We start from the raw sequence: 25,089 nt of genomic DNA, 5'->3' as shown, positions 1-25,089 counted from the left end.
GCGTAAAAAAGGGCCGGCAGCATCTCTGCCGGCCCTTTTTTTGTCTGCGATCTACAAACCGCCCGACTCGCGTTTGGTGTTTGGTGCCGGGGTAGATGATACCGCCCGGCCATTGTTGTTGATGCGCGACAGCGTTTCGGTGCGTACCTGGAACGGCGGGTACGGCAGGGTAATGCCGTGTTCGCGATAGCCGGCCAGAATCAGCTGGTGGATCTCGTGGCGCAGCGGCATGCGATGACCCATTTCTGCGGCATAGATACGCAGCTCGAAAATCTGGATACCTTGCTGCAGATCGACCAGATACACCTCTGGTGGCGGGTTATCCAGTACCAGCGAGCAGCGTTCGGAAGCATCGGTGAGGATCTTGGTGACTTCTTCGCTGTTGGCTTCCGCTGGCGCAGGCACGGTCAGTACCACGCGGGTTACCGAATCGGACAGCGACCAGTTAATGAACTGTTCGGTGATGAACGCCTTGTTCGGCACGATGATCTCTTTGCGGTCCCAGTCCGAAATGGTGGTAGCGCGCGTATTGATCTTAGTGATGCTGCCGGTCAGGTTGCGGATCGTCACGGTATCGCCGATGCGGATCGGTTTTTCAAACAGAATGATCAGGCCGGAGATAAAGTTGGAAAAGATCTCCTGCATGCCGAAGCCCAAACCGACGCTGAGCGCGGTGACGACCCATTGCAGTTTCGACCATTCGATGCCGATCCAGGCAAAGCTGAGGATCGCGCCAAACAGCAGTAACAGGTACTTGGTGATGGTGGTAATGGCATAGCCGGTGCCGGGGGTCAGATCCAGGTGCTGCAATACTGCCAACTCCAGCAGTGCCGGTAGGTTACGCACCAGTTGCATGGTGACGATCAACACCAGAATGGCGATCAGTACCGCACCGAGGGTGATCGGCTGTACGGTGTCGACGCCGTTCACCTTGGACGTCACATCCCACAGGGTGATGTTTTCCAGGAAGGCGAAGGCGGAATGGATCTCCGACCACAGGAAGATCACCGACACCAGCGCGATCATCGTCAGGATCGACCGAACCAGCCGCAGCGACTGGGCGCTGATCGCGTCCAGATCGATTTCGGACTCATCGACGTCCATCGATCCTTCGTTACTGCTGACGACCGGGGTATTCGGTGTCTCCTCTTCGCCGCGTGCGCGCTGGGCCAGGATGTCGGCGCGCCGTTGTTTGGCGCGATCGAAGGCAATTCGACGGCGTTGGATCAGCATCCAGCGGCGAATGATGTGATATACCACCAGCAGGAAGAACCAGATGGCGACCGAGGTTTCCAGGCGTGCCAACAGCGCCTGCGCGGTGGTCAGATAGCCGATGGCCGACGCCAGAGCTGCCAGCAGCGGTGCCGACAGCAGCAGCCCCCACAGCGCGGTGTTAAGCATATTCTCGCCGGAACCTTTCTTATCCAGATACAGCGGGATGCCGGCGCGCTTCAGGCTGTTGGTCACCAGGCTGAGCGCTACACACAGTAAAATGAAGCACAGACGCCCCAGCGTATTGGAAAACTCGCGGTCGTTCAGGTTATCGAAGGTAATCAGCGCCATGATCAGCGGTACAATCAGCCAGATCGACATTTTGTAGTAACGCATGGCGCGTGAAACCTGTTGCACCGGCCAGCGGAAGTGGACGATAAACAGCCCCTGCGGATGGGCGAAGGCGGCGCTGATCATACACACCCACAGGATCGGCAGCGTGGCGGTAACGCCGTCACCGATCGCCACCGCGACCGGATATGGCCAGGCATTTTGCAGACCGTATCCCAGCGCAGCCCACAGTACCGGCAGCGGCAGTGCCACCAGAATCGACCAGAAGACGGTGCGCAGCGTCAGATAGAACTGATCCTGGGTTACCTTGCCGACCTTACTGCTTGAGCGGGCCAGGAAGGCGTGGTAATGCTTGCGTGAACTGATACTGAAAATTACCAGCAGCAGGGCACCGAAAATCGGGATCAGCGTGCTGCGGCTGGTCACCATCATCATGAACGCGCCGCTCAACTGAGCCAGGGTATCGAGCGACAGCAGTCTGGTCAGGTCATGTGCGACGTTGATCGGGTAGGACAGGTTGATCGGGCTGACGTCCGGCACCCAGAACAGATAGCGGTGGGTGGCGTCCTTGATTTCATTTAGCGCATCCACCAGTTGAGTGTTGGCGACCTTCAGTTTGGTCAGTTCAAGAATTTGCGTATCGCAGCCGGACAGCAGCGAGTTGAGCAGCTCACGCTGGGTGCGGATCTGCGCGTCGATAATGCGTTGCTGCGCCGGCGTCAGATCGGAGCCGTCGTCCTGTTTGATGCTCTGCGCCCGTTGCGGCAGTTTTTCCAACTGGCTTTCGAACTGCAGTCGCTGTACGCGCAGCTGCGCCATGTCACTGTCCAACTGTTGCGGCTTCGGCATTTCCGGCAACGTGGCAACCTGAGCACGCAGGGTTTCACCCAGTACCGACGACGACCCCAGCCATTGAGCCTGTTCGATGATGGTACTGAGCGCCTGACGCACCTGTAAGGTCTGTGAGGCGGCCTGGCGTTGTTGCGATGAAATCAAATCCATACGCTGAGCCTGATTGTTCAGCGCGGTGGACAGCTCTCGGTTGATTTGCAACTGCTGACTAATGCTTTTAGGCAGTTCGCCGCTCTGTTCGGCCAACAGTTCGGTTTTTTCGAGCGCCAGCTCGGCCTCGCGCTGACGCTGGCTATTGAGATTATTGCGCAGCGCCTGAAGCTGAACATCAAGCTTTTCGTGGCGTTTTTTATGCACCTCGGCGCGCATTCGCGCCAGCTCCTGGCGGTTGTTGGCGGAAAGCTGCGCCAGTTCCAGCTCGTCAACCTTGGCTTTACGCGCTGCGGCCTCGGCCTGCAGCAGCGACAGCTGTGCCAGCGCGTTTGGCGTAGTCGGATTGGCCGGCTGAGCTTGCAGACGTCGTTGCGTTTCGGTTAACGCACGACGGGCCTCGGCTTGCTGCTGTGGCAGTTGGCCAAGGGAATCGCTGATTTCTCGCGTGCGATCCTGTTCCTGTTGCAGTAAACGCGCCTGTTCCAGCAATTGGCTGCTGGTTTGCAGGATTTGCTGTTCCAGATCGCTGGCGGGCAGATTGTCGCCATTGGGCAGGATTTTGGCGTCTTCAATCGTCAGTTGACGACGCAACTCCTGCGTCATCCGGGGAAATTCGTCGATCACCTTCTGGTACTGCTCCGAACGCGTGATGGATTCCTTGCGTTCGGCCAGTCGGTTAATGGCGCTTTGCAGCGCCTCCACCGTTTCCGCCTGATTAGGCGCGTTTTTATTGCTTTCGGCCTGCTTCAGCTCCTGTTGGAGCTGTGACTCATCCGGCAGCGGCGCAGCCAGCGCCGATTGAGTCAACAAACAACCGAGCAACAAGGTGGTAATAATCAGGCGCACAGCAGCAGTTCCTTTAGGTCTGTGGGGATTCTGCGGTTGCAGCTGCCGCAGACGCTTCGGCAAACGCTTCGCCCATACGGGTGACGGTGCCGTTGTTCAGGCGCGGTTCGAAGTGCACGCTGCCTGGCGTAAACAGGTTGATCACCGTCGAGCCGAGCTTGAAGCGACCCATCTCTTCACCTTTGAGCAGTTGAATGGCTCCTTCCATGCCTTCTGCCGGATAGGTCCAGCGTTTGATGATGCCTTCGCGTGGCGGCGTGACGGTGCCGGCCCAGACGGTTTCAATGCTGCCGACGATGGTCGCGCCGACCAGAATCTGCACCATCGGCCCAAAGGCAGTATCAAATACGCAGATGACGCGTTCGTTACGGGCAAACAGGTTTGGCACGTTGGCGGCGGTCAGCGGATTGACCGAGAACAGATCGCCCGGCACGTAGATCATTTCACGCAGCACGCCGTCACACGGCATATGGACGCGGTGATAGTCGCGCGGCGCCAGATAAATGGTGGCAAACAGCCCGTTGCGGAACGGCTCCGCCAGCAGATAATTACCGGCCAGCAGCGCTTCCAGGCTGTAGTTGTGGCCCTTGGCCTGGAAAATCTGATCGTCGCGGATTGGGCCGAGCTGGCTGATTGCGCCATCGGCAGGCAGCGCCAATACGTTGGCATCGTCGACGATCGGGCGCGCGCCGTCGCGCAGCGGGCGCACAAAGAAGTCGTTGAACGTCGGGTAGGAAGCCAGATCCGGGTTTTGTGCTTCCTGCATGTCGACGCGGTAAAAGCGGGCAAATGCCTTTACCACCAGTTGAGTCAGCCAACCGGCCTTTTTATCGGCGCCCCAGCCGGCAAGACGCGTCAGCGCCAGCTTTGGCAGCCAGTACTGCAATGTAATTTTAATGCTATCCAGCACGTTAACCTCTTGAAAGGGTAAAGGGCGCGCATTGTAGCGGTGGTTTGGCCGCTGTCAACGCTCGCCCGATAGACTTAGCCGTTGGCGTCGGGGAAGTTCTTGCGAACCTTGACCTGCGCCATGCTTTCCAGGATGCGGTGGTAGTTGTCGAAACGTTCTTCCGCGATATCGCCACGCTCGACCGCCGCGCGAATGGCACAGCCGGGATCGTTGTCATGGGTGCAATCACGGAACTTGCAACTGCCCAGATAGTCACGGAATTCGACAAAACCGCGGGTGATTTGTTCCGGCTCCAAATGCCACAGGCCAAATTCACGCACCCCCGGCGAATCAATCACATCACCGCCATGCTGAAAGTGATACAGACGCGCCGCGGTGGTGGTATGTTGCCCGAGGCCGGAGACATCGGAAACCTCATTTACCAGAATTTGCTGTTTGGACGGCGGCAGCAGGGCATTCAACAGGCTGGACTTGCCGACGCCGGACTGGCCGGCAAAGATGCTGATGCGCCCGGCAAGGGCTTTTTCAAACGCGTCCATCCCCTCACGGGTTCGGCTGGAGACTTCCAGCACGCCATAACCGATGTTGCGATAGATGTTCATCATGCCATCGACCAGCTTGCGGGCTTCGGCATCCAGCAGATCGATCTTGTTCAGTACGATCAGCGGTTCAACCTCCAGCGTTTCGCAGGCCACCAGATAGCGATCGATGATGTTCAGCGACAGTTCAGGCAAGATCGCCGAAACGATGACGATCTGATCGATGTTGGCCGCGATCGGCTTAACGCCGTCGTAAAGATCCGGGCGGGTGAGCACCGAGGTTCGTTCGTGAACCGCCTCGACGATGCCTTTTACCCCTTCATGGCTGCCCAGTCCCGGACGCCACACCACGCGATCGCCGGTGACCAGCGAACGCAGCGTGCGGCGGATGTTGCAGCGATGCTGACTACCATCTGCCGCTTCAACATCGGCGTGCATGCCAAAGCGGCTGATTACGATCCCGTCTTGCGGCTCGCCCAGTTGGGAATCGTCCAGTTCCGGTTTGTTATCAGTGCGCTTCAGGCGACGCTGATGGTTCGCCTGCACGCGGCGTTGCTGACCTTTCGACAGTTTGTTCTTGCTCACTGCACCTCTCTCGGCGGGATACTCGGCATCATTCATGCGGCGACAAGGCAACAAACCCGTGGCGCCAGGGCAAACGGGCCAAGCCAACGCCGCTGCGGGGAATAGATACCACGAGTATATCGCTCGTTACGACCAAAAAGACTATGATACACGCTATTTTATATTAAATAACCGTTGTTGACCGTACTACGGCAATCGGTGGGCGACGGTGGTCGCCGCCAGGACTGATAAGCAGGACATCACATGACAGGAAACGAAAACAATCTGATTTGGATCGATCTGGAAATGACCGGTCTGGATCCTGAACGCGATCGCATTATCGAAATCGCCACGCTGGTGACCGACGCCAACCTGAACATCCTGGCGGAGGGGCCGGTGATCGCGGTACATCAGCCGGATGAGCAGTTGGCGCTGATGGATGACTGGAACGTGCGCACCCATACCGGCAGCGGGCTGGTGCAGCGGGTTAAAGACAGTCCGTACGATGCCCAAGCCGCCGAACTGGCTACCATTACCTTCCTGCAGCAATGGGTGCCGGCCGGTAAATCACCGATCTGCGGCAACAGCGTCGGACAGGATCGCCGTTTCCTGTTCCGTTATATGCCGCAGTTGGAAGCCTACTTCCATTATCGCTATCTGGATGTCAGTACCCTCAAGGAGCTGGCGCGTCGCTGGAAACCGGAAATACTGGTCGGTTTTAAAAAGCAGGGTACGCATCAGGCGCTGGATGACATTCGCGAATCGGTCGCCGAACTGGCCTACTATCGTGAACATTTTATTCAGCTCTAGTCGGTGGATCGCGGCCGATAACCGGCCGTTTTCGTTATGACTGAATGTTAAATGCGCAGGTCGCGCCGTTTATTTCACCATCTTGGCGTATTAATCGGCAATCAAACAAAAAAAACGTTTTTTTGCTTTTAGGGGCTTGCGGCAAAAAGGATTTCTCGTATAATGCGCACCCCGTACCGATGAAGAATTTGAAAAAGTTCGGCTATCGATACGACGCGGGAATAGCTCAGTTGGTAGAGCGCAACCTTGCCAAGGTTGAGGTCGCGAGTTCGAGCCTCGTTTCCCGCTCCAAATTCAACAATGTTGCCATGTGCGGCATGATGAATAAAAAGCAGTACCAGTAGTTACCATGCGACGCGGGAATAGCTCAGTTGGTAGAGCGCAACCTTGCCAAGGTTGAGGTCGCGAGTTCGAGCCTCGTTTCCCGCTCCAAAATTTCAAAGGCCAATTTTTTGGCCGGATGCCAAAAGCATCTCTTGTGTGCGGGAATAGCTCAGTTGGTAGAGCGCAACCTTGCCAAGGTTGAGGTCGCGAGTTCGAGCCTCGTTTCCCGCTCCAATTTTCTCCCCCCTTAAATATTCACTCATCCCCAGCCGGTGCGCTTTCCTGCCTCGTTTGCAAGCGGCGGAAAAAATTCTGTAAACAGAGTTATCCACAGAAGCTGTGCATAATATCATCTGAGCAAAAAAGCAACGCCATACAAATGAAATATTTATCTTGTTGATTTTAAATCATATTTAAATATTCAAAAACGTTATACCGATCACTTGCTCTTTTTGTTACGTTTGAAAGACAAAGCATTTTTATTTTTATGCACAAGTCCACAGGGCGAGTTGTCGCGTTGTTCTGCGGATTGGTTATTGCTATCACGCATCCCTCGGTAATCCCTTTTGCACCGCACGAATCAATCGTTTTTTCTGGCTGCCTTGTACCTCGACGCCCTGTTGAGCGCGCCGCGCCAGTTGCTGTTCCAGCGCCCAGTGAATATGTTCATCCAGCAGCGGGTGTTCACCCACCCGCGAGCGCAGCGCCAGCACCACGCTGTCCTGATAGGGCGCGTTACCCAGCGCCACGGCAATATTGCGCAACCAACGCAGGTGGCCAATGCGCCGAATGGCAGAGCCTTCGGTAATGCGCAAAAACTTTTCTTCGCTCCAGCCAAACAGATCAATCAACTGCGGCGCATGCAGCGCAGCACGGGGGCTAAAGTCGTCCTCATCGGTCAACTGTGAGAAACGGTTCCACGGGCAGATAAGCTGGCAGTCGTCGCAGCCGTAGATACGGTTGCCCAACAGCGGGCGGAACTCTTCCGGTATCGCGCCTTCCAGTTCGATGGTCAGATACGAAATGCAGCGTCGGGCATCAACGGTATAGGGCGCGACAATCGCGCCGGTTGGGCAGGTGGTAATACAGGCAACGCAGCGGCCGCATTGTTCTTCCTGCGGTTGGTCCACCGGCAGTGGCAAATCGATCAGCAACTCACCGAGAAAGAACCAGGAACCGGCTTCGCGGTTAAGAATAAGTGAGTGCTTGCCAACCCAGCCAATACCGGCTTTTGACGCCAGGGCGCGCTCCATTACCGGCGCGGAATCGACAAACGGCCGGAAATTCAGTTCACCGCAGTAGTCCTGGATCTGTTCGCCGAGTTTTTTCAACCGCTGGCGCAGCAGTTTGTGATAGTCGCGGCCCAGCGCATAACGGCTGACGTACCCCAGTTGTGGATTGTTCAAGGTCGTGGCAAAAGCCGCTTTGGCCGGCAGGTAATTCATACGCACGCTGATAACCCGCAGCGTACCAGGCAACAGCTCATGCGGCCGTGCACGCAGCATGCCGTGGCGTGCCATCCATTCCATTTCGCCGTGATACTGCTTGTCCAGCCATGCCTGTAACTTTGGCTCTTCCATGCTCAGATCGGTATCGCAGATGCCAACCTGCTGGAATCCTAGCGATTGCCCCCATTGCTTGATATGTTGGGCGAGTTGATTGAGATCGAGAGGGTGTGTCATGACGAGCCATAGTGAGAAACAATACAGCTCCAGTTTACCACACTCTGTCTGGTCTGCGGACTGGATCCGCCAGGCCGAACCGGCCGCTGCCGCTTCGCTCGGCCTCTCTCTGTATGCATTGATGCAGCGAGCCGGCGCTGCGGCTTACCAGCTGGCGCGAGACAGCTATCCGGCCAGCAGTCACTGGCTGGTGCTGTGCGGTCACGGTAATAATGGCGGTGACGGTTACGTGGTGGCGGGGCTGGCCGCCGCCGCCGGTATCAGGGTGACGCTGATCGCCTGCCAAGGGGCGCGACCGCTGCCGCCAGAGGCCGCGCAGGCACGACAGTCCTGGCTCGACGGCGGTGGAGAAATTCAACCGGCCGACAGCCGCTGGCCGAACGATATTGACCTGATTATCGATGGTCTGTTGGGGACCGGGCTGGGCAGCGCGCCGCGTGCGCCGATGGATGCGCTGATTGAAGCCGCCAACCGTACCGGCCTGCCGATTGTCGCGCTGGACATCCCTTCCGGTTTGCTGGCACAGAGTGGCGCGGCACCGGGGGCGGTGATACGCGCCGCCCATACCCTGACGTTTATCGCCCTGAAACCGGGGTTGTTAACCGGACAGGCGCGTGATTGGGTCGGGCAACTTCATCAGACTACGCTAGGATTATCTGACTGGCTGGCGCAGCAACCGGCGCCGATACAGCGTTTGTCGGCGGCGAATCTGTCGGGCTGGCTGCGACCACGCCGGCCATGCTCGCACAAGGGAGAACACGGGCGCCTGCTGGTGGTTGGCGGCGATCTCGGTTTCGGTGGTGCGATACGCATGGCGGCAGAAGCTGCGCTGCGCAGCGGTGCCGGATTGGTGCGAGTGCTTACTCACACGGAACACCTGGCGCCATTGATGGCCGCACGGCCAGAGCTGATGGCGCAGCGTTTGACTGACGACAGTCTGCAACAGGCGCTGGAATGGGCCGATGTGCTGGTGGTCGGCCCCGGCTTGGGCCAGGCAGACTGGGGTAAGAATGCGCTGAAAATCCTTCAGCGCAGTAATAAACCAGCATTATGGGATGCCGATGCACTTAACCTGCTGGCAATAAATCCCGAGAAGCGTCAGAATCGCGTGATAACGCCACATCCCGGTGAAGCGGCGCGGTTATTGGGCTGCCGCACGGCAGAAATTGAAAGTGATCGCTTACTTGCCGCACGGCGCCTGGTGGCAAACTATGGCGGCGTGGTGGTATTAAAAGGGGCGGGTACGGTGATTGCTGGCGAACATGGCGAAATGGCGATTGCCGACGTCGGCAATGCCGGTATGGCGTCCGGCGGTATGGGAGACGTGCTTGCCGGCATTATCGGCGGTTTGCTGGCACAAAAGCTCTCGCTGTATGATGCCGCCTGCGCAGGTTGTGTGGTGCATGGCGCCGCCGCCGATAGAGTGGCAGACAGACAAGGAACAAGAGGATTGCTGGCAACCGATCTGTTGCTCGAAATCCCTCATTACGTTAATCCTCAGTTGGCATAATAGATATTATCGAATGAAAGAACTCGTATTACCTCTGCCGGATGAGGCAGCGACTGTTGCATTGGGTGCCGCGTTGGCGAAGGCGTGCGATCGCGCCAGCGTCATTTACCTTTATGGCGATCTGGGGGCGGGGAAGACCACCTTCAGCCGCGGTTTTTTGCAGGCCTTGGGTCATCAGGGCAATGTTAAAAGCCCGACTTATACGCTGGTTGAGCCTTATGCGCTGCAACCGCTGGCGGTGTATCACTTCGATCTGTATCGCCTGGCCGATCCGGAAGAACTCGAATTTATGGGCATCCGCGATTATTTCGCGCAGGATGCCATCTGCCTGGTGGAATGGCCGCAGCAGGGCACTGGCGTATTGCCGGAGCCGGATCTGGCATTGCACCTGAGCTACCACGATCGGGGCCGAGAAGCGCGCATTGTGCCGCTTTCTGCCCATGGCCACCAACTCATCGACCGAATCCACGGGCAACAGGGATGACGCCAACATGATGTATGGATTAAAACGAATCCTGCTGGTGACGCTGCTGGCGAGCCTGGGGCTGTCTGGCGCCGGCAATGCGCTAGCCGCGGCCTCATCGTTGGCGGACATCAAGGTGACCAATGCGCAGCGTGAGGCTACCGTTTCGGTGAGCTTCAACGGCCCGCCGGCGTACGCATTCTTCCCGCTGCACGGGCCTGAGCGCGTAGTGCTGGACGTCAACCAGAGCGGTAAGGTCAACGGCCTGCCGTTGAACTTCAGCGGTCAAAACCTGGTGAAGAGCATTCGTTCCAGCACGCCGAAAGATGCGCAAAGCGTGCGCTTGGTGTTCGATCTGACCCAGCGGGCCAAAACGCGGGCGGTAACGCGGCAAAACGGTAACCTGTATACCGTGGTCTTTACCATCGCGGCGGAAGGCGGAGCGTCGACCACCACTCGTCAGGCTCCGGCGCCGACGGTCAGCAAGCCGATTGTCAGCAAGCCGGCGGTTCGCCAACCGGTGCTTATCGAGGAACCGGCCGAGCCGGTACGGCGTGCGCCGACCAGCTCCTCGGCGTCCAATCCGTTCAACAACAAACCGGCGGTGGTGTCTGGTACGGCAACGGCGGATACGCCGCGCAGCAGCCGGGTGTCAGCCGGTTCCGGCAACCGCGTGGTGGTGGCGATTGACGCCGGCCACGGCGGGCAGGATCCCGGCGCCATCGGGCCGAACGGCCTGCGTGAAAAGAACGTCACCATCGCCGTCGCGCGCCGCTTGCAGACGTTGCTGGACGACGATCCGATGTTCAAGCCGGTACTGACGCGCAACGGCGACTATTTTATTTCGGTCATGGGCCGCTCGGACGTGGCGCGCAAGCATGGTGCTAACGTACTGGTATCAATTCACGCCGACTCGGCACCAAACCGCAGCGCCACCGGCGCCTCGGTCTGGGTATTGAACAACCGTCGCGCCAACAGCGAAATGGCCAACTGGCTGGAACAGCATGAAAAGCAATCCGAACTGCTGGGCGGTGCGGGCGATCTGCTGGCCAATAGCCAGGCTGATCCTTATCTCAGCCAGGCGGTACTGGATCTGCAGTTCGGCCATTCACAGCGCGTCGGCTATGACGTAGCGACCAAAGTACTGCGTGAAATGCAAACCATCGGCGTATTGCACAAGAGCCGTCCGCAGCCAGCCAGCCTTGGCGTGCTGCGTTCACCGGACATTCCGTCCCTGCTGGTGGAAACCGGCTTTATCAGTAACCCTTCGGAGGAGCGACTGCTGGGCAGTAGCGCGTATCAGGAGAAAATAGCCAAGGCGATCCATCGCGGCCTGCGCAGCTATTTCCTGTCGCATCCGCTACAAGCCGACCCAAAGGTGGAAAACCGACCGCTGGACGTCGCAGCGGCGGTTAATGAATCTACACCAGACGTCAGCCAACCGGAGCCGGTGACTACCCGCTCCGTCGGCAACAGCAGTTACCGGGGTAAGACCCAGATCCACGTGGTGAAACGGGCGGAAACGCTCTCTGGCATCGCGGGTCGTTACGGCACCAGTATGGCGGCGCTGCGCGACCTGAACCATCTGAAGAAAGACGGCGTTTGGGTTGGCCAGCGCCTGAAAGTGCCGGCGGGCCACGCCGCCGGCAGTCAGAGCGTTGCCAAGGCGAAACCGGTCAGCAAGAAACCGTCCAGACATAAAGTGGTGCGCGGTGATACGCTGTCATCAATTGCGAGTCGTTATGGCGTGAGCGTCCGTGAATTAAAAAGCGCCAATAAACTGAAATCGGACGTTGCGCCGCTGGATCGGACATTGACCATTCCACAGGCGTAACGCCACTCTCGAGGAACCAGTATGCCAATCCAGGTGTTGCCACCACAGCTTGCCAACCAGATCGCCGCCGGAGAAGTGGTGGAGCGGCCTGCGTCGGTAGTGAAGGAACTGGTGGAAAACAGCCTGGATGCCGGCGCGACGCGTATTGATATTGATATTGAGCGCGGTGGCGCCAAGCTGATCCGTATCCGCGACAACGGCAGTGGCATCGGCAAGGCCGATCTGGCATTGGCGCTGGCGCGTCATGCCACCAGTAAAATCAGCACGCTTGACGATCTGGAAGCCATTGTCAGCCTGGGGTTCCGCGGCGAAGCGTTGGCCAGTATCAGCTCGGTGTCACGTTTGACGCTGACGTCACGCACCGCCGAACAGCCGGAGGCCTGGCAGGCCTACGCCGAAGGGCGCGATCAGGCGGTGATGGTCAAACCGGCGGCGCATCCGGTGGGCAGCACGGTTGAAGTGCTCGACCTGTTCTACAATACCCCGGCGCGGCGCAAGTTCATGCGCACCGAAAAAACCGAATTCGGTCATATTGATGAGGTGGTGCGGCGCATTGCGCTGGCGCGTTTCGATGTGGCGATCAACCTCAGTCATAACGGCAAGCTGATGCGTCAGTACCGTGCGGCGAAGGAAGAAAGCCAGCATGAGCGCCGTCTTGGCAGTATTTGCGGGCCGGCGTTTTTGCAGCATGCGCTGGCGATTTCCTGGCAACACGGCGATTTGACCATTCGCGGCTGGGTGGCCGATCCGGCCGGCGCGCGGCAACTGGGCGAGCTGCAATACTGTTACGTCAACAGCCGCATGATGCGCGATCGCCTGATCAACCACGCGATCCGCCAGGCCTATCAGGATCAGCTGAAAGACGACCAGCAGCCGGCCTATGTGCTGTATCTCGAGGTGGATCCGCATCAGGTGGACGTTAACGTGCATCCCGCCAAGCATGAAGTGCGCTTCCATCAGGCGCGGCTGGTGCATGATTTTATCTATCAGGCGGTGACCACGGTATTGCAACAGCTCGGCAGCGCGCCGCTACCGCTGGCAGAAGCAACCGATGCGCCAGACCCCGCGCCGGCATGGCAGCCGGAAAACCGCGTTGCGGCCGGTGGCAATCATTTTTCCCAGCCGGCCCCGCGCCGCGAACCGTCTGCGGCAAGTCCGACGGCGGCGCGTGAACGTACGCCGCAGCCGTACCACGGCGGCGCTTCCGGCTATCAAAAGCGCGAAGGGGAGCTGTACGGCCGTTTGATGCAGGCGACGACCGAGCCGGCAGCTACGCCAGCGGTCGAGACGGCGAAGGTCCCGTTGTTCCCCGCGCCGAAGGCCGCGCAGGAAATGCCGCTGGCCGGCAGTCAGCATGGCTTTGGCCGTGTGCTGATGGTCTATCCGCCGTGCTACGCCTTGCTGGAGCAGCGCCAGCAGCTGGCGTTACTCAATTTACCGGTGGCCGAACGCTGGCTGCGTCAGGCGCAGCTGAACCCGCCGGAAGAGGGGCTGCGGCCGCAGCCGCTGCTGATCCCGCTCAAGCTGACGCTGCGCAACAACGAGGCGTCGGCCTGTACCAGGCACCAGGCGTTGCTGGTGAAAATGGGGCTGGAGCTGCAGGTTGATCACGGGCGTGTGACGCTGCGCGCAGTGCCTTTACCATTACGCCAACAAAATTTACAAAAACTGATACCGGAACTGTTAGGCTATCTGGCCGAACATCACGAGATGTCGCCGACGGTGCTGGCCACCTGGATCGCCCGCCACATAGGCAGCGAACATCAACAGTGGAACAGCTCGCAAGCGATACAATTATTGACCGACGTTGAACGACTTTGCCCGCAGCTGGTCAAATCGCCACCGGCCGGACTTTTACAACCTGTTGATTTACAGGCTGCACTGGCAGCCCTTACGCATGACTGAAACTGAAATAGCATCACGTCCCCCGGCGATTTTCGTCATGGGGCCTACGGCATCGGGCAAGACCGCGCTGGCAATGGCGTTGCGCGCACGTTGGCCGGTAGAACTGATCAGCGTGGATTCCGCGCTGATTTATCGTGGCATGGATATCGGCACCGCCAAGCCCAGCGCAGAAGAATTGGCGCAGGCACCGCACCGGCTGATTGATATTCGCGATCCCGCCGAGGTTTACTCCGCCGCCGATTTTCGTGCCGATGCCCTGAAGGAAATGGCCGACATCACCGCCGCCGGGCGTATCCCGCTGCTAGTGGGTGGAACCATGTTGTATTTCAAGGCGTTGCTGGATGGCCTGTCGCCGTTGCCGGCTGCCGATGCGGCAGTGCGCGAGCGCATTGAACGGCAGGCGCAAGCCGAAGGTTGGCAAGCTTTGCACCGTCAGTTACAGGCCATTGACCCGGTCGCCGCACTGAGAATTCATCCGAATGATCCGCAGAGACTGTCCAGAGCACTGGAAGTTTTTTTTATTTCGGGTAAAACTTTAACGGAACTGACTAAAATTTCGGGTGAATCGTTGCCGTATCATGTTCACCAATTTGCGATAGCGCCGACCAGCCGTGAGTTGATACATCAACGCATTGAGCAGCGGTTCCATCTAATGTTGGCGGCAGGTTTTGAAACGGAAGCGCGCGCACTTTTTGCGCGGGGTGATTTGCATACGGATTTGCCTTCCATTCGCTGTGTCGGTTACCGCCAGATGTGGTCATATCTTTCTGGCGAGATTAGTTACGATGAGATGGTTTATCGTGGTATTTGCGCAACACGTCAGTTGGCCAAACGCCAAATGACCTGGTTACGAGGTTGGGAGTCGGTCCATTGGCTGGACAGTGAAAAGCCGGGAGAGGCTTTGGACTCGGTAACACAGGTGGTTTTATCCCGTTGATTTCAGGTTGTAGTCAGCAGGCTAACGTAGGAAACCCAGCAGCTCGAAGCATTGAGTGAGGGGGTAATGCGGACAGCCAACGCCGTTACAGGCTTGAAAGATGAAGGATATAGTGCATAGGTTGAGTGATTGTGTACAATTGATGAGTATTCAGCGCGCAAATTTTTTACGTCGTTTATTTTAGAGCCGACAGGTTCTTAGTTACAAACAACAAGCAAATAAGGAAAAGATAGAATGGCTAAGGGGCAATCTTTGCAAGATCCGTTCCTGAACGCATTGCGTCGTGAACGTGTTCCGGTTTCTATTTATTTGGTGAATGGTATTAAGCTGCAAGGCCAGATTGAGTCTTTTGATCAGTTTGTCATCCTGTTGAAAAACACAGTGAGTCAAATGGTTTATAAGCACGCTATCTCTACCGTTGTCCCGTCACGCCCGGTTTCGCACCATAGCAATAATCCGAGCGGCGGCACCAGTAACTATCACCATGGTAATAATCCGTCTGCGCCGCAACAGCCGCAGCAGGAAAGCGATGACGCTGAGTAAAGCGCGTTGCAAGACAACCATGTCGGGGAACATGGGCAGTAAAGTGCTGCCTGTGTTCCCCAAACTCACGGTTTGTGTCCGTTTGAGAGGTTGCACGCTTGTTTGACCGTTATGAAGCCGGTGAGCAGGCCGTACTGGTTCATATCTATTTCTCGCAGGACAAAGACACCGAAGACCTCAGTGAATTCGAATCGCTGGTCTCTTCCGCGGGTGTAGACGCTTTGCAAGTGGTTACTGGTAGCCGCAAAGCCCCACATCCCAAGTACTTTGTCGGTGAAGGAAAGGCCGAAGAAATTGCAGATGCAGTTAAAGCCAGTGGCGCATCTGTTGTCCTGTTTGATCATTCCCTTTCCCCGGCGCAGGAGAGAAATCTCGAGCGCCTATGTGAATGCCGCGTGATCGATCGCACCGGGTTGATTCTAGATATCTTTGCCCAGCGAGCCCGTACCCACGAAGGCAAGCTGCAGGTAGAACTGGCGCAGCTGCGCCATATTGCGACGCGTTTGGTGCGTGGCTGGACTCACCTTGAGCGCCAGAAAGGGGGGATCGGCCTGCGCGGGCCAGGGGAAACCCAGTTGGAGACCGACCGTCGTTTGCTGCGCGATCGCATCAGCCTGATTCTGCGCCGCCTGGAGCGGGTGGAAAAGCAGCGTGAACAAGGCCGCCGTGCGCGTACCCGCGCCGATGTACCCACCGTATCTTTGGTGGGGTACACCAATGCCGGTAAATCTACCCTGTTTAATCGAATTACCTCTGCCGACGTGTATGCGGCGGATCAACTATTTGCCACCCTGGATCCAACGCTGCGCCGCATTGACGTGGCGGATGTGGGCGATACGGTGCTGGCGGATACCGTAGGGTTCATCAGGCACTTGCCGCACGATCTGGTTGCTGCCTTTAAGGCGACGCTGCAAGAAACGCGTCAGGCCTCTCTGTTGTTACATGTTATCGACGCTGCGGATACCCGCGTGGATGAAAACATTGAAGCGGTGAATACCGTGCTGGCAGAGATTGACTCGGATGAGATCCCTACACTGTTAGTGATGAACAAAATAGATATGCTGGACGATTTTGTGCCGCGTATCGACCGCAACGAAGAAAATTTACCGATCCGGGTGTGGCTGTCTGCCGCCAGCGGAGAAGGTATCCCGTTGCTGTTTCAGGCGTTGACGGAGCGCTTATCGGGGGAAATCGCGCAACATGAACTGCGCTTACCGCCAGAGGCAGGCCGTCTTCGTAGCCGTTTTTACCAGCTTCAGGCGATAGAGAAAGAGTGGATCGAAGAGGACGGCAGTATTGGCATGGTTGTGCGCATGCCGATCGTCGAGTGGCGTCGCCTTTGTAAACAGGAACAGGAACTGATTAACTTTATCGTATGATCATATCCTGTTACATTTGTACGCTCGGTCTGTAGGCACGATCGGCGTCGCAGCGTTGCGGCGGCCGGCGTATAAGCCTGAAGTACCCAATCACAGAATAATGGAGCTAAAACATGGCGTGGAATCAGCCCGGTAATAACGGACAGGACCGCGACCCGTGGGGGAGCAGCAATAATAATGGCGGCAACTCTGGCGGTAACAAAGGCGGTCGTGAACAAGGGCCACCTGATTTGGATGACATCTTCCGCAAACTGAGCAAGAAGCTGAGTGGTTTGGGCGGCGGCAAAGGCTCCAACGGCAATAATAGTGGCGGTACCGGTTCATCCGGCCCGCGTTTCAGCGGCCGTATCATCGGTATCGCGGCAGTGGCGGTAGTGGTTATCTGGGCAGCCAGTGGCTTCTACACCATCAAGGAAGCCGAGCGTGGCGTTGTGACGCGTTTTGGCAAGTTCAGCCACCTGGTGCAACCGGGCCTGAACTGGAAGCCGACCTTCATTGATGAGGTACGCCCGGTTAACGTGGAGTCGGTTCGTGAACTGGCGGCGTCCGGCGTGATGCTGACTTCCGATGAAAACGTGGTGCGGGTGGAAATGAACGTGCAGTACCGCGTGACCAACCCGGAAGCCTATCTGTTCAGCGTGGTGAATGCGGACGACAGCCTGAGTCAGGCTACCGACAGCGCGCTGCGCGGGGTGATCGGCAAGTATTCGATGGACCGTATTCTGACCGAAGGCCGTACCGTGGTGCGTAACGATACGCAACGCATGCTGGAAGAGACTATTCGTCCTTACAACATGGGGATCACGCTGCTGGACGTCAACTTCCAGGCGGCGCGTCCACCGGAAGAGGTCAAGGCGTCGTTCGATGATGCGATTGCCGCACGTGAAAACGAACAGCAGTACATTCGTGAAGCAGAAGCTTATGCCAACGAAGTTCAACCTCGTGCCAACGGCCAGGCGCAGCGTCTGCTGGAAGATTCAAAGGCGTATAAAGACCGTACGGTTCTGGAAGCACAGGGTGAAGTCGCGCGCTTTGCCAAGCTGCTGCCGGAATACAAGTCTGCGCCGGAAATTACCCGCGAGCGTTTGTATATCGAAACCATGGAAAAAGTCCTGAGCCATACCCGCAAGGTGCTGGTGAGTGACAAAGGCAACAATCTGATGGTGTTACCGCTGGATCAGATGCTGCGCGGCCAGACCGGCGCAGCGGCAGACAGCGGCAATAAGGACACCAGCCTGATTCGTCTCAACCCCGCTCCGTCTGCCAGCGGCAATGCCGGCAACAGACCGCAGAACAGCGGTACGATCATGGACCAACGCCGGGCAAATGCGCAGCGTGACGATACCACTCGCGTAGGGAGAGAATAATCAATGCGTAAGTCTTTTGTAGTTATCGTCATTGTGGTGCTGGTGGCGCTTTTTGCTTCACTGTTCGTGGTGCAGGAAGGCCAGCGTGGCATCGTCCTGCGCTTCGGCAAGGTACTGCGTGACGGCGAAAATAAACCGCTGGTGTATGAGCCGGGTCTGCACTTCAAGATCCCGTTCATTGAGACCGTGAAGAACCTGGATGCGCGTATCCAGACCATGGACAACCAGGCCGATCGCTTTGTGACCAGCGAGAAGAAAGACCTGATCGTTGACTCCTATCTGAAGTGGCGCATCAGCGATTTCAGCCGTTACTATCTGGCAACCGGCGGCGGCGACGTCTCCCAGGCCGAAGTGCTGCTGAAACGTAAATTCAGTGACCGTCTGCGTTCCGAAATCGGTCGTCTGGACGTGAAGGATATCGTTACCGACTCGCGCGGCAAGCTGATGTCCGACGTGCGTGATGCGCTGAACACCGGCACCGTCGGCGATGGCGAAGAAGTTGCCACCACCGAAGCCGACGACGCTATCGCCTCTGCAGCAGCGCGCGTTGAGCGGGAAACTACCGGCAAGCAGCCGCAGGTCAACCCGAACAGCATGGCCGCATTGGGTATTGAAGTTATCGACGTCCGTATTAAGCAGATCAACCTGCCGGCGGAAGTGTCCGATGCGATTTACCAGCGTATGCGCGCCGAACGTGAAGCGGTCGCTCGTCGTCTGCGCTCACAGGGTCAGGAAGAAGCCGAGAAGCTGCGCGCCAGCGCGGATTACGAGGTGACCCGTACCCTGGCGGAAGCCGAGCGTCAGGCTCGTATCACCCGTGGTGAAGGCGATGCCGAAGCTGCCAAACTGTTCGCCAACGCGTTCAGTCAGGATCCGGACTTCTATGCCTTTATCCGTAGCCTGCGTGCTTATGAAGCCAGCTTCAAAAACAACCAGGACGTGATGGTACTCAGCCCGGACAGCGATTTCTTCCGCTACATGAAGTCGCCGGATTCGACGCGTAAGTAATGCCAAAGGCATCCTAGTTATCAGGGCCCGTTTAATCGCGGGCCTTTTTCTTTTGCGGGGGGGAAGCATGAATTCGACGATCTGGCTGGCGCTTGGGCTGGTTTTGGTGCTGGAAGGGCTGGGGCCGATGCTGTTTCCACAGGCCTGGCGCAAAATGATCCTGGCAATGACGCAATTGCCCGACGCCACGCTGCGCCGTTTTGGCGGCGGAATAGTGGTTGCCGGCATCGTTATCTACTATATGTTGAGCACGCGCCTTGGTGGCTGAAGTGTAGCCGAAAAAATACGCAATCGTATGCTAAAAGTGCTGAAACTCTAAAATTACGGTGGTAGAATCCATTTTTAAGCAACCGGTGATTTTGAAAATGGGTAAGAACGTCGTCGTACTGGGCACCCAATGGGGTGACGAAGGTAAGGGCAAGGTCGTAGACCTGCTGACTGAACGGGCTCAATATGTTGTGCGCTACCAAGGTGGCCATAACGCTGGCCACACTCTGGTTATTAACGGTGAAAAAACCGTTCTTCATTTAATTCCCTCTGGCATCCTGCGTGAAAACGTAACCAGCATCATCGGCAACGGTGTGGTACTGGCGCCTGACGCATTGATGAAAGAAATGGGTGAACTCGAAGCGCGCGGCATCCCGGTACGCGAACGTCTGTTACTGTCTGAAGCTTGTCCGCTGATCCTGCCTTATCACGTTGCGCTGGATATCGCGCGCGAAAAAGCACGTGGCGCGAAAGCCATCGGCACCACCGGTCGCGGTATCGGTCCGGCCTACGAAGATAAAGTCGCACGTCGCGGTCTACGCGTTGGCGACCTGTTCGACAAAGAAACTTTCGCTATCAAGCTGAAAGAAATCATCGATTACCACAACTTCCAACTGGTTAACTACTACAAAGTTGACGCGGTGGATTACCAGGCGACGCTGGACTACGTCATGTCGATTGCCGACATCCTGACTTCGATGGTGGTTGACGTTTCCGAACTGCTGGACGGCGCGCGCAAGCGTGGCGATCTGATCATGTTTGAAGGCGCACAGGGTACGCTGCTGGATATCGACCACGGTACCTATCCGTACGTTACCTCGTCCAACACCACTGCCGGTGGCGTAGCGACCGGTTCCGGCATTGGTCCGCGTTACGTGGACTACGTGCTCGGTATCGTGAAAGCCTACTCAACCCGCGTTGGCGCTGGCCCGTTCCCAACCGAACTGTTCGACGACACCGGCGAGTTCCTGTGCAAGCAGGGTAACGAGTTCGGCGCGACCACCGGTCGCCGTCGTCGTACCGGTTGGCTGGATGCGGTTGCGGTACGCCGCGCGGTGCAGATCAACTCGCTGTCCGGCTTCTGTCTGACCAAGCTGGACGTTCTGGACGGCCTGAAAGAAGTGAAAATCTGCGTGGGTTACCGCATGCCTGACGGCCGCGAAATGACCACGACGCCGCTGGCAGCAGAAGGCTGGGAAGGCATCGAGCCAATCTACGAAACCATGCCGGGCTGGAGCGAAACCACCTTCGGCGTGAAGGAACACCACCAACTGCCACAGGCCGCGCTGAACTACATCAAGCGCATTGAAGAACTGACTGGCGTACCGGTAGACATTATCTCCACCGGCCCAGATCGCAGCGAAACCATGGTTCTGCGCGATCCGTTCGACGCATAAGCCGTTTTTCTGTCACCAGCAAACCGGGCGCCGTCCCGGTTTGTTTTTAGGATGTTCACCTCGCCAAACGCGGTTGCCCAGCAAAAATCCTTTCGTTATCCCGGCTTAATGATTTCATTGCCCTGTCTGTCGTGTACCCTAGGGTATAAATAATTAACGACGAACTCTCAGCCTGGTTTATTATCCTATAAGTAATCTTTTGATAAATGCCGAAAAGCGGCGTGTCAGACGGGTAAATCCTACCCAGAGGTAGACGTGCAGTTAACAAGTTTTACTGATTATGGCCTGCGGGCGCTGATCTACATGGCCTCATTGCCGAAGGATAAAATGACCAGCATTTCGGAAGTGACCGAAGTGTATGGCGTGTCCCGCAACCATATGGTGAAAATAATCAACCAGTTGAGTCGTATCGGACTGGTGACTGCCGTGCGTGGTAAAAATGGCGGTATCCGCTTGGGGCAACCTGCCGCCTCGATACGCATCGGCGACGTGGTGCGCGCACTGGAGCCGCTATCGCTGGTTAACTGCAGCGGCGATTTTTGCCATATCACCCCCGCTTGCCGCCTGAAGCAGGTGTTGCAGCAGGGAGTACAGAATTTCCTTGCAGAGCTGGATAATTATACCTTGGCCGATATGGTCGAAGACAACGCCCCGCTCTATAAGCTATTGCTTGTCGAATAAGCATCGACAAGAAAACAGGGCTGAGAAGTGGCCCCATAAGCCAGTTTACTTGCCATTTTGCGGCGAGACAGCGTTCAAAAACCGCAGGTGCCCGGTGCATGCTCCGGTTTACGCGCTGTTCGCCCCAGACAGTCTGCGACAATCGAGCCCGTTGGCCTATTCTCGCGACACCCTGCTGATGACAACGGAGGAACCGCAATGTCACAAGATCCTTTCCTGGAACGAGAAGCAGAAAAATACGAATCCCCCATCCCGAGCCGCGAATTCATTCTTGCCCATTTGGCCAAGCGTGAAACGCCGGCCAGCCGTGAAGAGCTGGCGAAAGAGCTGGATTTGACCAGCGAAGAACATCAGGAAGCGCTGCGCCGCCGCCTGCGCGCCATGGAACGCGATGGGCAACTGATATTTACCCGCCGTCAATGCTACGCCCTGCCGGAACGGCTGGATCTGTTGCGCGGCACGGTGATCGGCCACCGCGATGGTTATGGTTTCCTGCGCATTGAGGGCAGCAAGGACGATTTGTACCTGTCGGCCGAACAGATGAAAATGGCCATTCACGGCGACGTGGTGCTGGCGCAGGCGTTGGGCGCCGATCGCAAGGGGCGTCGCGAAGCGCGCATTGTGCGCGTTCTGGTGCCAAAAACCAGCCAGATCGTCGGCCGTTACTTTACCGACGCCGGTGTCGGCTTTGTGGTGCCGGACGATAGCCGTCTGAGCTTTGATATCCTGATCCCGAACGAGGCGGTCAGCGGCGCGCGCATGGGCTTTATGGTGGTGGTGGAACTGACCCAGCGTCCGACCCGCCGCACCAAGGCTATTGGTAAAATCGTCGAGATCCTTGGCGATAAAATGGGCACCAGCATGGCGGTCGATATCGCGCTGCGTACCCATGAAATCCCGCACACCTGGCCGCCGCAGGTGGAAAAGCAGGTCGCCTCCCTCAGCGAAGAGGTACCGGAAGAGGCCAAGGTCGGGCGCGTTGATTTGCGTAACCTGCCGTTGGTCACCATTGACGGCGAAGACGCACGCGACTTCGATGATGCGGTTTACTGTGAGAAGAAACGTGGCGGCGGCTGGCGCCTGTGGGTTGCCATTGCCGACGTCAGCTACTACGTACGCCCCGGCACGGCGCTGGACGACGAAGCCCGTAGCCGTGGTACCTCGGTGTACTTCCCGTCGCAGGTGGTACCGATGCTGCCGGAAGTCCTGTCCAACGGCCTCTGCTCGCTGAACCCGCAGGTGGATCGCCTGTGTATGGTGTGCGAAATGACCATTTCTGCCCAGGGGCGGCTGTCGACGGCCAAGTTCTACGAAGCGGTGATGAGCTCCCACGCTCGCCTGACCTACACCAAAGTGTGGCATATGCTGCAGGGCGACCAGGAGCTGCGCGAGCAATACCATCCGCTGGTCAAGCACCTGGAAGAGTTGCATGCCATGTACAAGGTGCTGGACCGGGCGCGCGCCGAACGTGGTGGCATTGCCTTTGAAACCGAAGAAGCCAAGTTCATCTTCAACGCTGAACGCCGTATCGAACGCGTGGAGCCGACGGTGCGTAACGATGCGCACAAGCTGATTGAAGAATGCATGATCATGGCGAACGTTGCGGCGGCGCGCTTTGTTGAAAAACACAACGAGCCGGCGCTGTTCCGCGTGCACGATCGTCCAAGCGACGATCATATCAAGTCGCTGCGCAGCGTGCTTGGCGAGCTGAGCCTGACCCTGGGCGGTGGCAACAAGCCGCAGCCGAAAGACTATGCGCAACTGATGGATATCGTATCCGAGCGCCCCGATCACGAAATGCTGCAGACCATGCTGCTGCGTTCGATGAAACAGGCGATTTACGATCCGGAAAACCGAGGTCACTTTGGGCTGGCGTTGGCGTCGTATGGCCACTTTACCTCGCCGATTCGTCGTTACCCGGATCTGTCGTTGCACCGCGCTATCAAGTATCTGTTAGCCAAAGAGCACGGCGAACCGCCACACCGCTGGACGCCGACCGGCGGCTGGCATAGCGATCTCGAAGAGATGTTGCAACTGGGCCTGCACTGTTCGATGACCGAACGTCGTGCCGACGAAGCCACGCGCAACGTTGCCGACTGGCTGAAGTGCGACTTCATGCAGGATCACGTCGGAGAAGTGTTTACCGGCATTATCGCCAGCGTCACTGGCTTCGGCTTCTTCGTGCGCCTGAACGATCTGTTTATTGATGGCCTGGTGCATGTATCAACGCTGGATAATGATTACTATCGCTACGATAATATCGGCCAGCGTCTGATCGGCGAATCGTCCGGTATGGTGTATCGCCTGGGCGATACCGTGGAGATCCGCGTTGAAGCGGTGCATATGGACGAGCGTAAAATCGATTTTGCTCTGGTTTCCAGCACCCGCAAGCCGCGCGGTGAAGGCAAGACCGAACGCGAACGCGCCAAGAAGGGCGCACCACGCACGCTGCGTGACGGTGGTGGCAACGGTAACGGCCGTAAACGCCGTGGTGGCAAGCCACCGGCCAATTTTGAGCCGGATAGCGCGTTTCGCAAAGACGGCGCCAAACCGGCCGACAAGGTGAAGAAGGACAAAAAGGCCAAGGCCAAAAAAGTGTCCGACAAAACCAAAAAGATAGCGGCGGCCACCAAAGCCAAGCGCGCCGTGAAGAAGAAAGGTGCGCAGCAGAGTGAAGGCTGATTGCAGCTTACGGGCATAGCCCGCTCACCTGTCGTACATTATTATCACCGGCCGGCGTATGTCGGCCGCACAGTTAAAAGAGCATCATGAGCGAAATTATCTACGGCATTCACGCCGTCAAAGCCCTGTTAGAGCGCGATCCGCAACGCTTCCTGGAAGTGTTTATCCTTAAAGGCCGCGACGACCGCCGTTTACAACCGCTGATCGCCGAGCTGGAAGCTACCGGCATCGTCATTCAGGTGGCCAATCGCCAGTGGCTGGACGACAAGGTGGAAGGGGCGGTGCACCAGGGGATTGTTGCCCGGGTGCGCGAAGGGCGCCAGTATCAGGAAAACGATCTGCCGGGGCTGTTGGAAAGCGTCGATACCCCGTTTCTGCTGGTGCTGGACGGCGTGACCGACCCGCATAATCTCGGTGCCTGTCTGCGCAGCGCCGATGCCGCCGGCGTACATGCGGTGATCGTTCCGCGTGACCGATCCGCCCAGTTGAATGCCACCGCGAAGAAAGTTGCCTGCGGGGCGGCGGAAAACGTGCCGCTGATCCGTGTGACCAATCTGGCGCGGACCCTGCGTTTGCTGCAAGAACTGAACGTTTGGGTGGTCGGCACCGCCGGCGAAGCCGATCACACGCTGTACCAAAGCAAAATGACCGGCCCGATGGCGCTGGTGATGGGCACGGAAGGCGAAGGTATGCGTCGTCTGACCCGTGAACATTGCGACGAACTGATCGGCATCCCGATGGCTGGCAGTGTTTCCTCGCTCAACGTGTCGGTGGCCACCGGCATCTGTCTGTTCGAAGCGGTGCGTCAGCGCAGTTAATCTTCGGGCCCGGCGCCGACGGTGGCCGGGCCCTGGTTTTACCCCCCATCTTGTG

19 protein-coding genes and 3 tRNA genes are annotated in these 25,089 nt (G+C 57.6%); 18 read left to right on the top strand and 4 right to left on the bottom strand.

All coding sequences use genetic code 11. From position 1 onward, the window contains the following. Window positions 1-51: 51 nt before the first annotated feature. From mscM to rsgA, 3 genes are all read right to left on the bottom strand, one after another. Window positions 52-3,414 (bottom strand): miniconductance mechanosensitive channel MscM, encoded by a 3,363-nt coding sequence (gene mscM / locus AC2AXP_RS19900; RefSeq protein ID WP_004956010.1) that lies wholly within the window; start codon window positions 3,412-3,414, stop codon window positions 52-54. Window positions 3,415-3,427: 13 nt separating this feature from the next. Further along, window positions 3,428-4,324, bottom strand: coding sequence for an archaetidylserine decarboxylase (asd, locus tag AC2AXP_RS19895; protein WP_004956008.1), 897 nt, complete (start codon window positions 4,322-4,324; stop codon window positions 3,428-3,430). A 74-nt stretch (window positions 4,325-4,398) separates the two neighbouring features. Then, window positions 4,399-5,448, bottom strand: coding sequence for a small ribosomal subunit biogenesis GTPase RsgA (rsgA, locus tag AC2AXP_RS19890; protein ID WP_039991290.1), 1,050 nt, complete (start codon window positions 5,446-5,448; stop codon window positions 4,399-4,401). Window positions 5,449-5,691: 243 nt separating this feature from the next. On the opposite strand from rsgA, the gene orn reads away from it, so the two are divergent. The 4 genes from orn to AC2AXP_RS19870 all read left to right on the top strand — a co-directional run bounded on the left by orn (window position 5,692) and on the right by AC2AXP_RS19870 (window position 6,795). Further along, window positions 5,692-6,237: an oligoribonuclease gene (orn, locus tag AC2AXP_RS19885; RefSeq protein WP_004956002.1), complete on the top strand. Its 546-nt coding sequence runs from the start codon at window positions 5,692-5,694 to the stop codon at window positions 6,235-6,237. Between the two features lie 215 nt (window positions 6,238-6,452). Then, window positions 6,453-6,528 (top strand) — tRNA-Gly (locus AC2AXP_RS19880). 65 nt (window positions 6,529-6,593) lie between these two features. Beyond that, window positions 6,594-6,669 (top strand) — tRNA-Gly (locus AC2AXP_RS19875). A gap of 50 nt (window positions 6,670-6,719) precedes the next feature. Next, window positions 6,720-6,795 (top strand) — tRNA-Gly (locus AC2AXP_RS19870). Window positions 6,796-7,103: 308 nt separating this feature from the next. Here the strand turns inward: AC2AXP_RS19870 and queG are convergent. Further along, window positions 7,104-8,243, bottom strand: a complete 1,140-nt coding sequence (queG, locus tag AC2AXP_RS19865) for a tRNA epoxyqueuosine(34) reductase QueG (RefSeq protein ID WP_088499847.1) — start codon at window positions 8,241-8,243, stop codon at window positions 7,104-7,106. Here queG and nnr point away from each other — a divergent pair. From nnr to rlmB, 14 genes are all read left to right on the top strand, one after another. Next, window positions 8,242-9,753, top strand: coding sequence for a bifunctional ADP-dependent NAD(P)H-hydrate dehydratase/NAD(P)H-hydrate epimerase (gene nnr / locus AC2AXP_RS19860; RefSeq protein ID WP_004955997.1), 1,512 nt, complete (start codon window positions 8,242-8,244; stop codon window positions 9,751-9,753). The genes queG and nnr overlap by 2 nt on opposite strands. A gap of 13 nt (window positions 9,754-9,766) precedes the next feature. Further along, window positions 9,767-10,237: a tRNA (adenosine(37)-N6)-threonylcarbamoyltransferase complex ATPase subunit type 1 TsaE gene (gene tsaE, locus AC2AXP_RS19855; protein WP_039991288.1), complete on the top strand. Its 471-nt coding sequence runs from the start codon at window positions 9,767-9,769 to the stop codon at window positions 10,235-10,237. Window positions 10,238-10,244: 7 nt separating this feature from the next. Continuing rightward, complete coding sequence (amiB, locus tag AC2AXP_RS19850; RefSeq protein WP_004955994.1) at window positions 10,245-12,050, top strand: N-acetylmuramoyl-L-alanine amidase AmiB; 1,806 nt, start codon at window positions 10,245-10,247, stop codon at window positions 12,048-12,050. Window positions 12,051-12,071: 21 nt separating this feature from the next. Beyond that, complete coding sequence (gene mutL, locus AC2AXP_RS19845; RefSeq protein WP_004955993.1) at window positions 12,072-13,955, top strand: DNA mismatch repair endonuclease MutL; 1,884 nt, start codon at window positions 12,072-12,074, stop codon at window positions 13,953-13,955. Then, entirely contained in the window at window positions 13,948-14,892 is a 945-nt protein-coding gene (miaA, locus tag AC2AXP_RS19840) for a tRNA (adenosine(37)-N6)-dimethylallyltransferase MiaA (protein ID WP_484381892.1), read from the top strand. The genes mutL and miaA overlap by 8 nt, the downstream gene beginning before the upstream one ends. 234 nt (window positions 14,893-15,126) lie before the next feature. Beyond that, window positions 15,127-15,435, top strand: coding sequence for an RNA chaperone Hfq (hfq, locus tag AC2AXP_RS19835; protein WP_004955988.1), 309 nt, complete (start codon window positions 15,127-15,129; stop codon window positions 15,433-15,435). A gap of 98 nt (window positions 15,436-15,533) precedes the next feature. Then, the gene (hflX, locus tag AC2AXP_RS19830) at window positions 15,534-16,814 is read left to right on the top strand and encodes a ribosome rescue GTPase HflX (RefSeq protein ID WP_004955986.1); all 1,281 of its coding nucleotides are present in this window, start codon (window positions 15,534-15,536) and stop codon (window positions 16,812-16,814) included. 113 nt (window positions 16,815-16,927) lie between these two features. Continuing rightward, window positions 16,928-18,181, top strand: a complete 1,254-nt coding sequence (gene hflK, locus AC2AXP_RS19825; protein WP_004955985.1) for an FtsH protease activity modulator HflK — start codon at window positions 16,928-16,930, stop codon at window positions 18,179-18,181. A 3-nt stretch (window positions 18,182-18,184) separates the two neighbouring features. Further along, window positions 18,185-19,189 carry a protease modulator HflC gene (gene hflC, locus AC2AXP_RS19820; RefSeq protein ID WP_004955984.1) on the top strand — a complete coding sequence of 335 codons (1,005 nt, stop codon included), beginning with the start codon at window positions 18,185-18,187 and terminating at the stop codon, window positions 19,187-19,189. Window positions 19,190-19,256: 67 nt separating this feature from the next. Further along, window positions 19,257-19,457 (top strand): DUF2065 domain-containing protein, encoded by a 201-nt coding sequence (locus AC2AXP_RS19815; RefSeq protein ID WP_004955982.1) that lies wholly within the window; start codon window positions 19,257-19,259, stop codon window positions 19,455-19,457. A 97-nt stretch (window positions 19,458-19,554) separates the two neighbouring features. Continuing rightward, window positions 19,555-20,853, top strand: a complete 1,299-nt coding sequence (locus AC2AXP_RS19810) for an adenylosuccinate synthase (RefSeq protein ID WP_039992449.1) — start codon at window positions 19,555-19,557, stop codon at window positions 20,851-20,853. A 255-nt stretch (window positions 20,854-21,108) separates the two neighbouring features. Continuing rightward, window positions 21,109-21,534, top strand: coding sequence for a nitric oxide-sensing transcriptional repressor NsrR (gene nsrR, locus AC2AXP_RS19805; protein ID WP_004955978.1), 426 nt, complete (start codon window positions 21,109-21,111; stop codon window positions 21,532-21,534). Window positions 21,535-21,732: 198 nt separating this feature from the next. Then, window positions 21,733-24,216 (top strand): ribonuclease R, encoded by a 2,484-nt coding sequence (rnr, locus tag AC2AXP_RS19800; protein ID WP_004955976.1) that lies wholly within the window; start codon window positions 21,733-21,735, stop codon window positions 24,214-24,216. A gap of 86 nt (window positions 24,217-24,302) precedes the next feature. Then, the gene (gene rlmB, locus AC2AXP_RS19795; RefSeq protein ID WP_484381891.1) at window positions 24,303-25,034 is read left to right on the top strand and encodes a 23S rRNA (guanosine(2251)-2'-O)-methyltransferase RlmB; all 732 of its coding nucleotides are present in this window, start codon (window positions 24,303-24,305) and stop codon (window positions 25,032-25,034) included. Window positions 25,035-25,089: the final 55 nt, after the last annotated feature.

Source organism: Serratia sp. Sp408 (assembly GCF_057180665.1).
The sequence above is the reverse complement of the archived record's forward strand: the minus strand, read 5'-3'. Positions and strand labels throughout refer to the sequence as shown.

Excerpts from the sequence above, each read along its gene's own strand:
- orn (WP_004956002.1), top strand. The coding sequence starts at position 5,692 with ATGACAGGAAACGAAAACAATCTGATTTGGATCGATCTGGAAATGACC.
- nnr (WP_004955997.1), top strand. The coding sequence starts at position 8,242 with ATGACGAGCCATAGTGAGAAACAATACAGCTCCAGTTTACCACACTCT.
- tsaE (WP_039991288.1), top strand. The coding sequence starts at position 9,767 with ATGAAAGAACTCGTATTACCTCTGCCGGATGAGGCAGCGACTGTTGCA.
- rlmB (WP_484381891.1), top strand. The coding sequence starts at position 24,303 with ATGAGCGAAATTATCTACGGCATTCACGCCGTCAAAGCCCTGTTAGAG.
- rnr (WP_004955976.1), top strand. The coding sequence starts at position 21,733 with ATGTCACAAGATCCTTTCCTGGAACGAGAAGCAGAAAAATACGAATCC.
- queG (WP_088499847.1), bottom strand. The coding sequence starts at position 8,243 with ATGACACACCCTCTCGATCTCAATCAACTCGCCCAACATATCAAGCAA.
- hflK (WP_004955985.1), top strand. The coding sequence starts at position 16,928 with ATGGCGTGGAATCAGCCCGGTAATAACGGACAGGACCGCGACCCGTGG.
- AC2AXP_RS19810 (WP_039992449.1), top strand. The coding sequence starts at position 19,555 with ATGGGTAAGAACGTCGTCGTACTGGGCACCCAATGGGGTGACGAAGGT.
- hfq (WP_004955988.1), top strand. The coding sequence starts at position 15,127 with ATGGCTAAGGGGCAATCTTTGCAAGATCCGTTCCTGAACGCATTGCGT.
- mutL (WP_004955993.1), top strand. The coding sequence starts at position 12,072 with ATGCCAATCCAGGTGTTGCCACCACAGCTTGCCAACCAGATCGCCGCC.
- AC2AXP_RS19815 (WP_004955982.1), top strand. The coding sequence starts at position 19,257 with ATGAATTCGACGATCTGGCTGGCGCTTGGGCTGGTTTTGGTGCTGGAA.
- amiB (WP_004955994.1), top strand. The coding sequence starts at position 10,245 with ATGATGTATGGATTAAAACGAATCCTGCTGGTGACGCTGCTGGCGAGC.
- hflC (WP_004955984.1), top strand. The coding sequence starts at position 18,185 with ATGCGTAAGTCTTTTGTAGTTATCGTCATTGTGGTGCTGGTGGCGCTT.
- miaA (WP_484381892.1), top strand. The coding sequence starts at position 13,948 with ATGACTGAAACTGAAATAGCATCACGTCCCCCGGCGATTTTCGTCATG.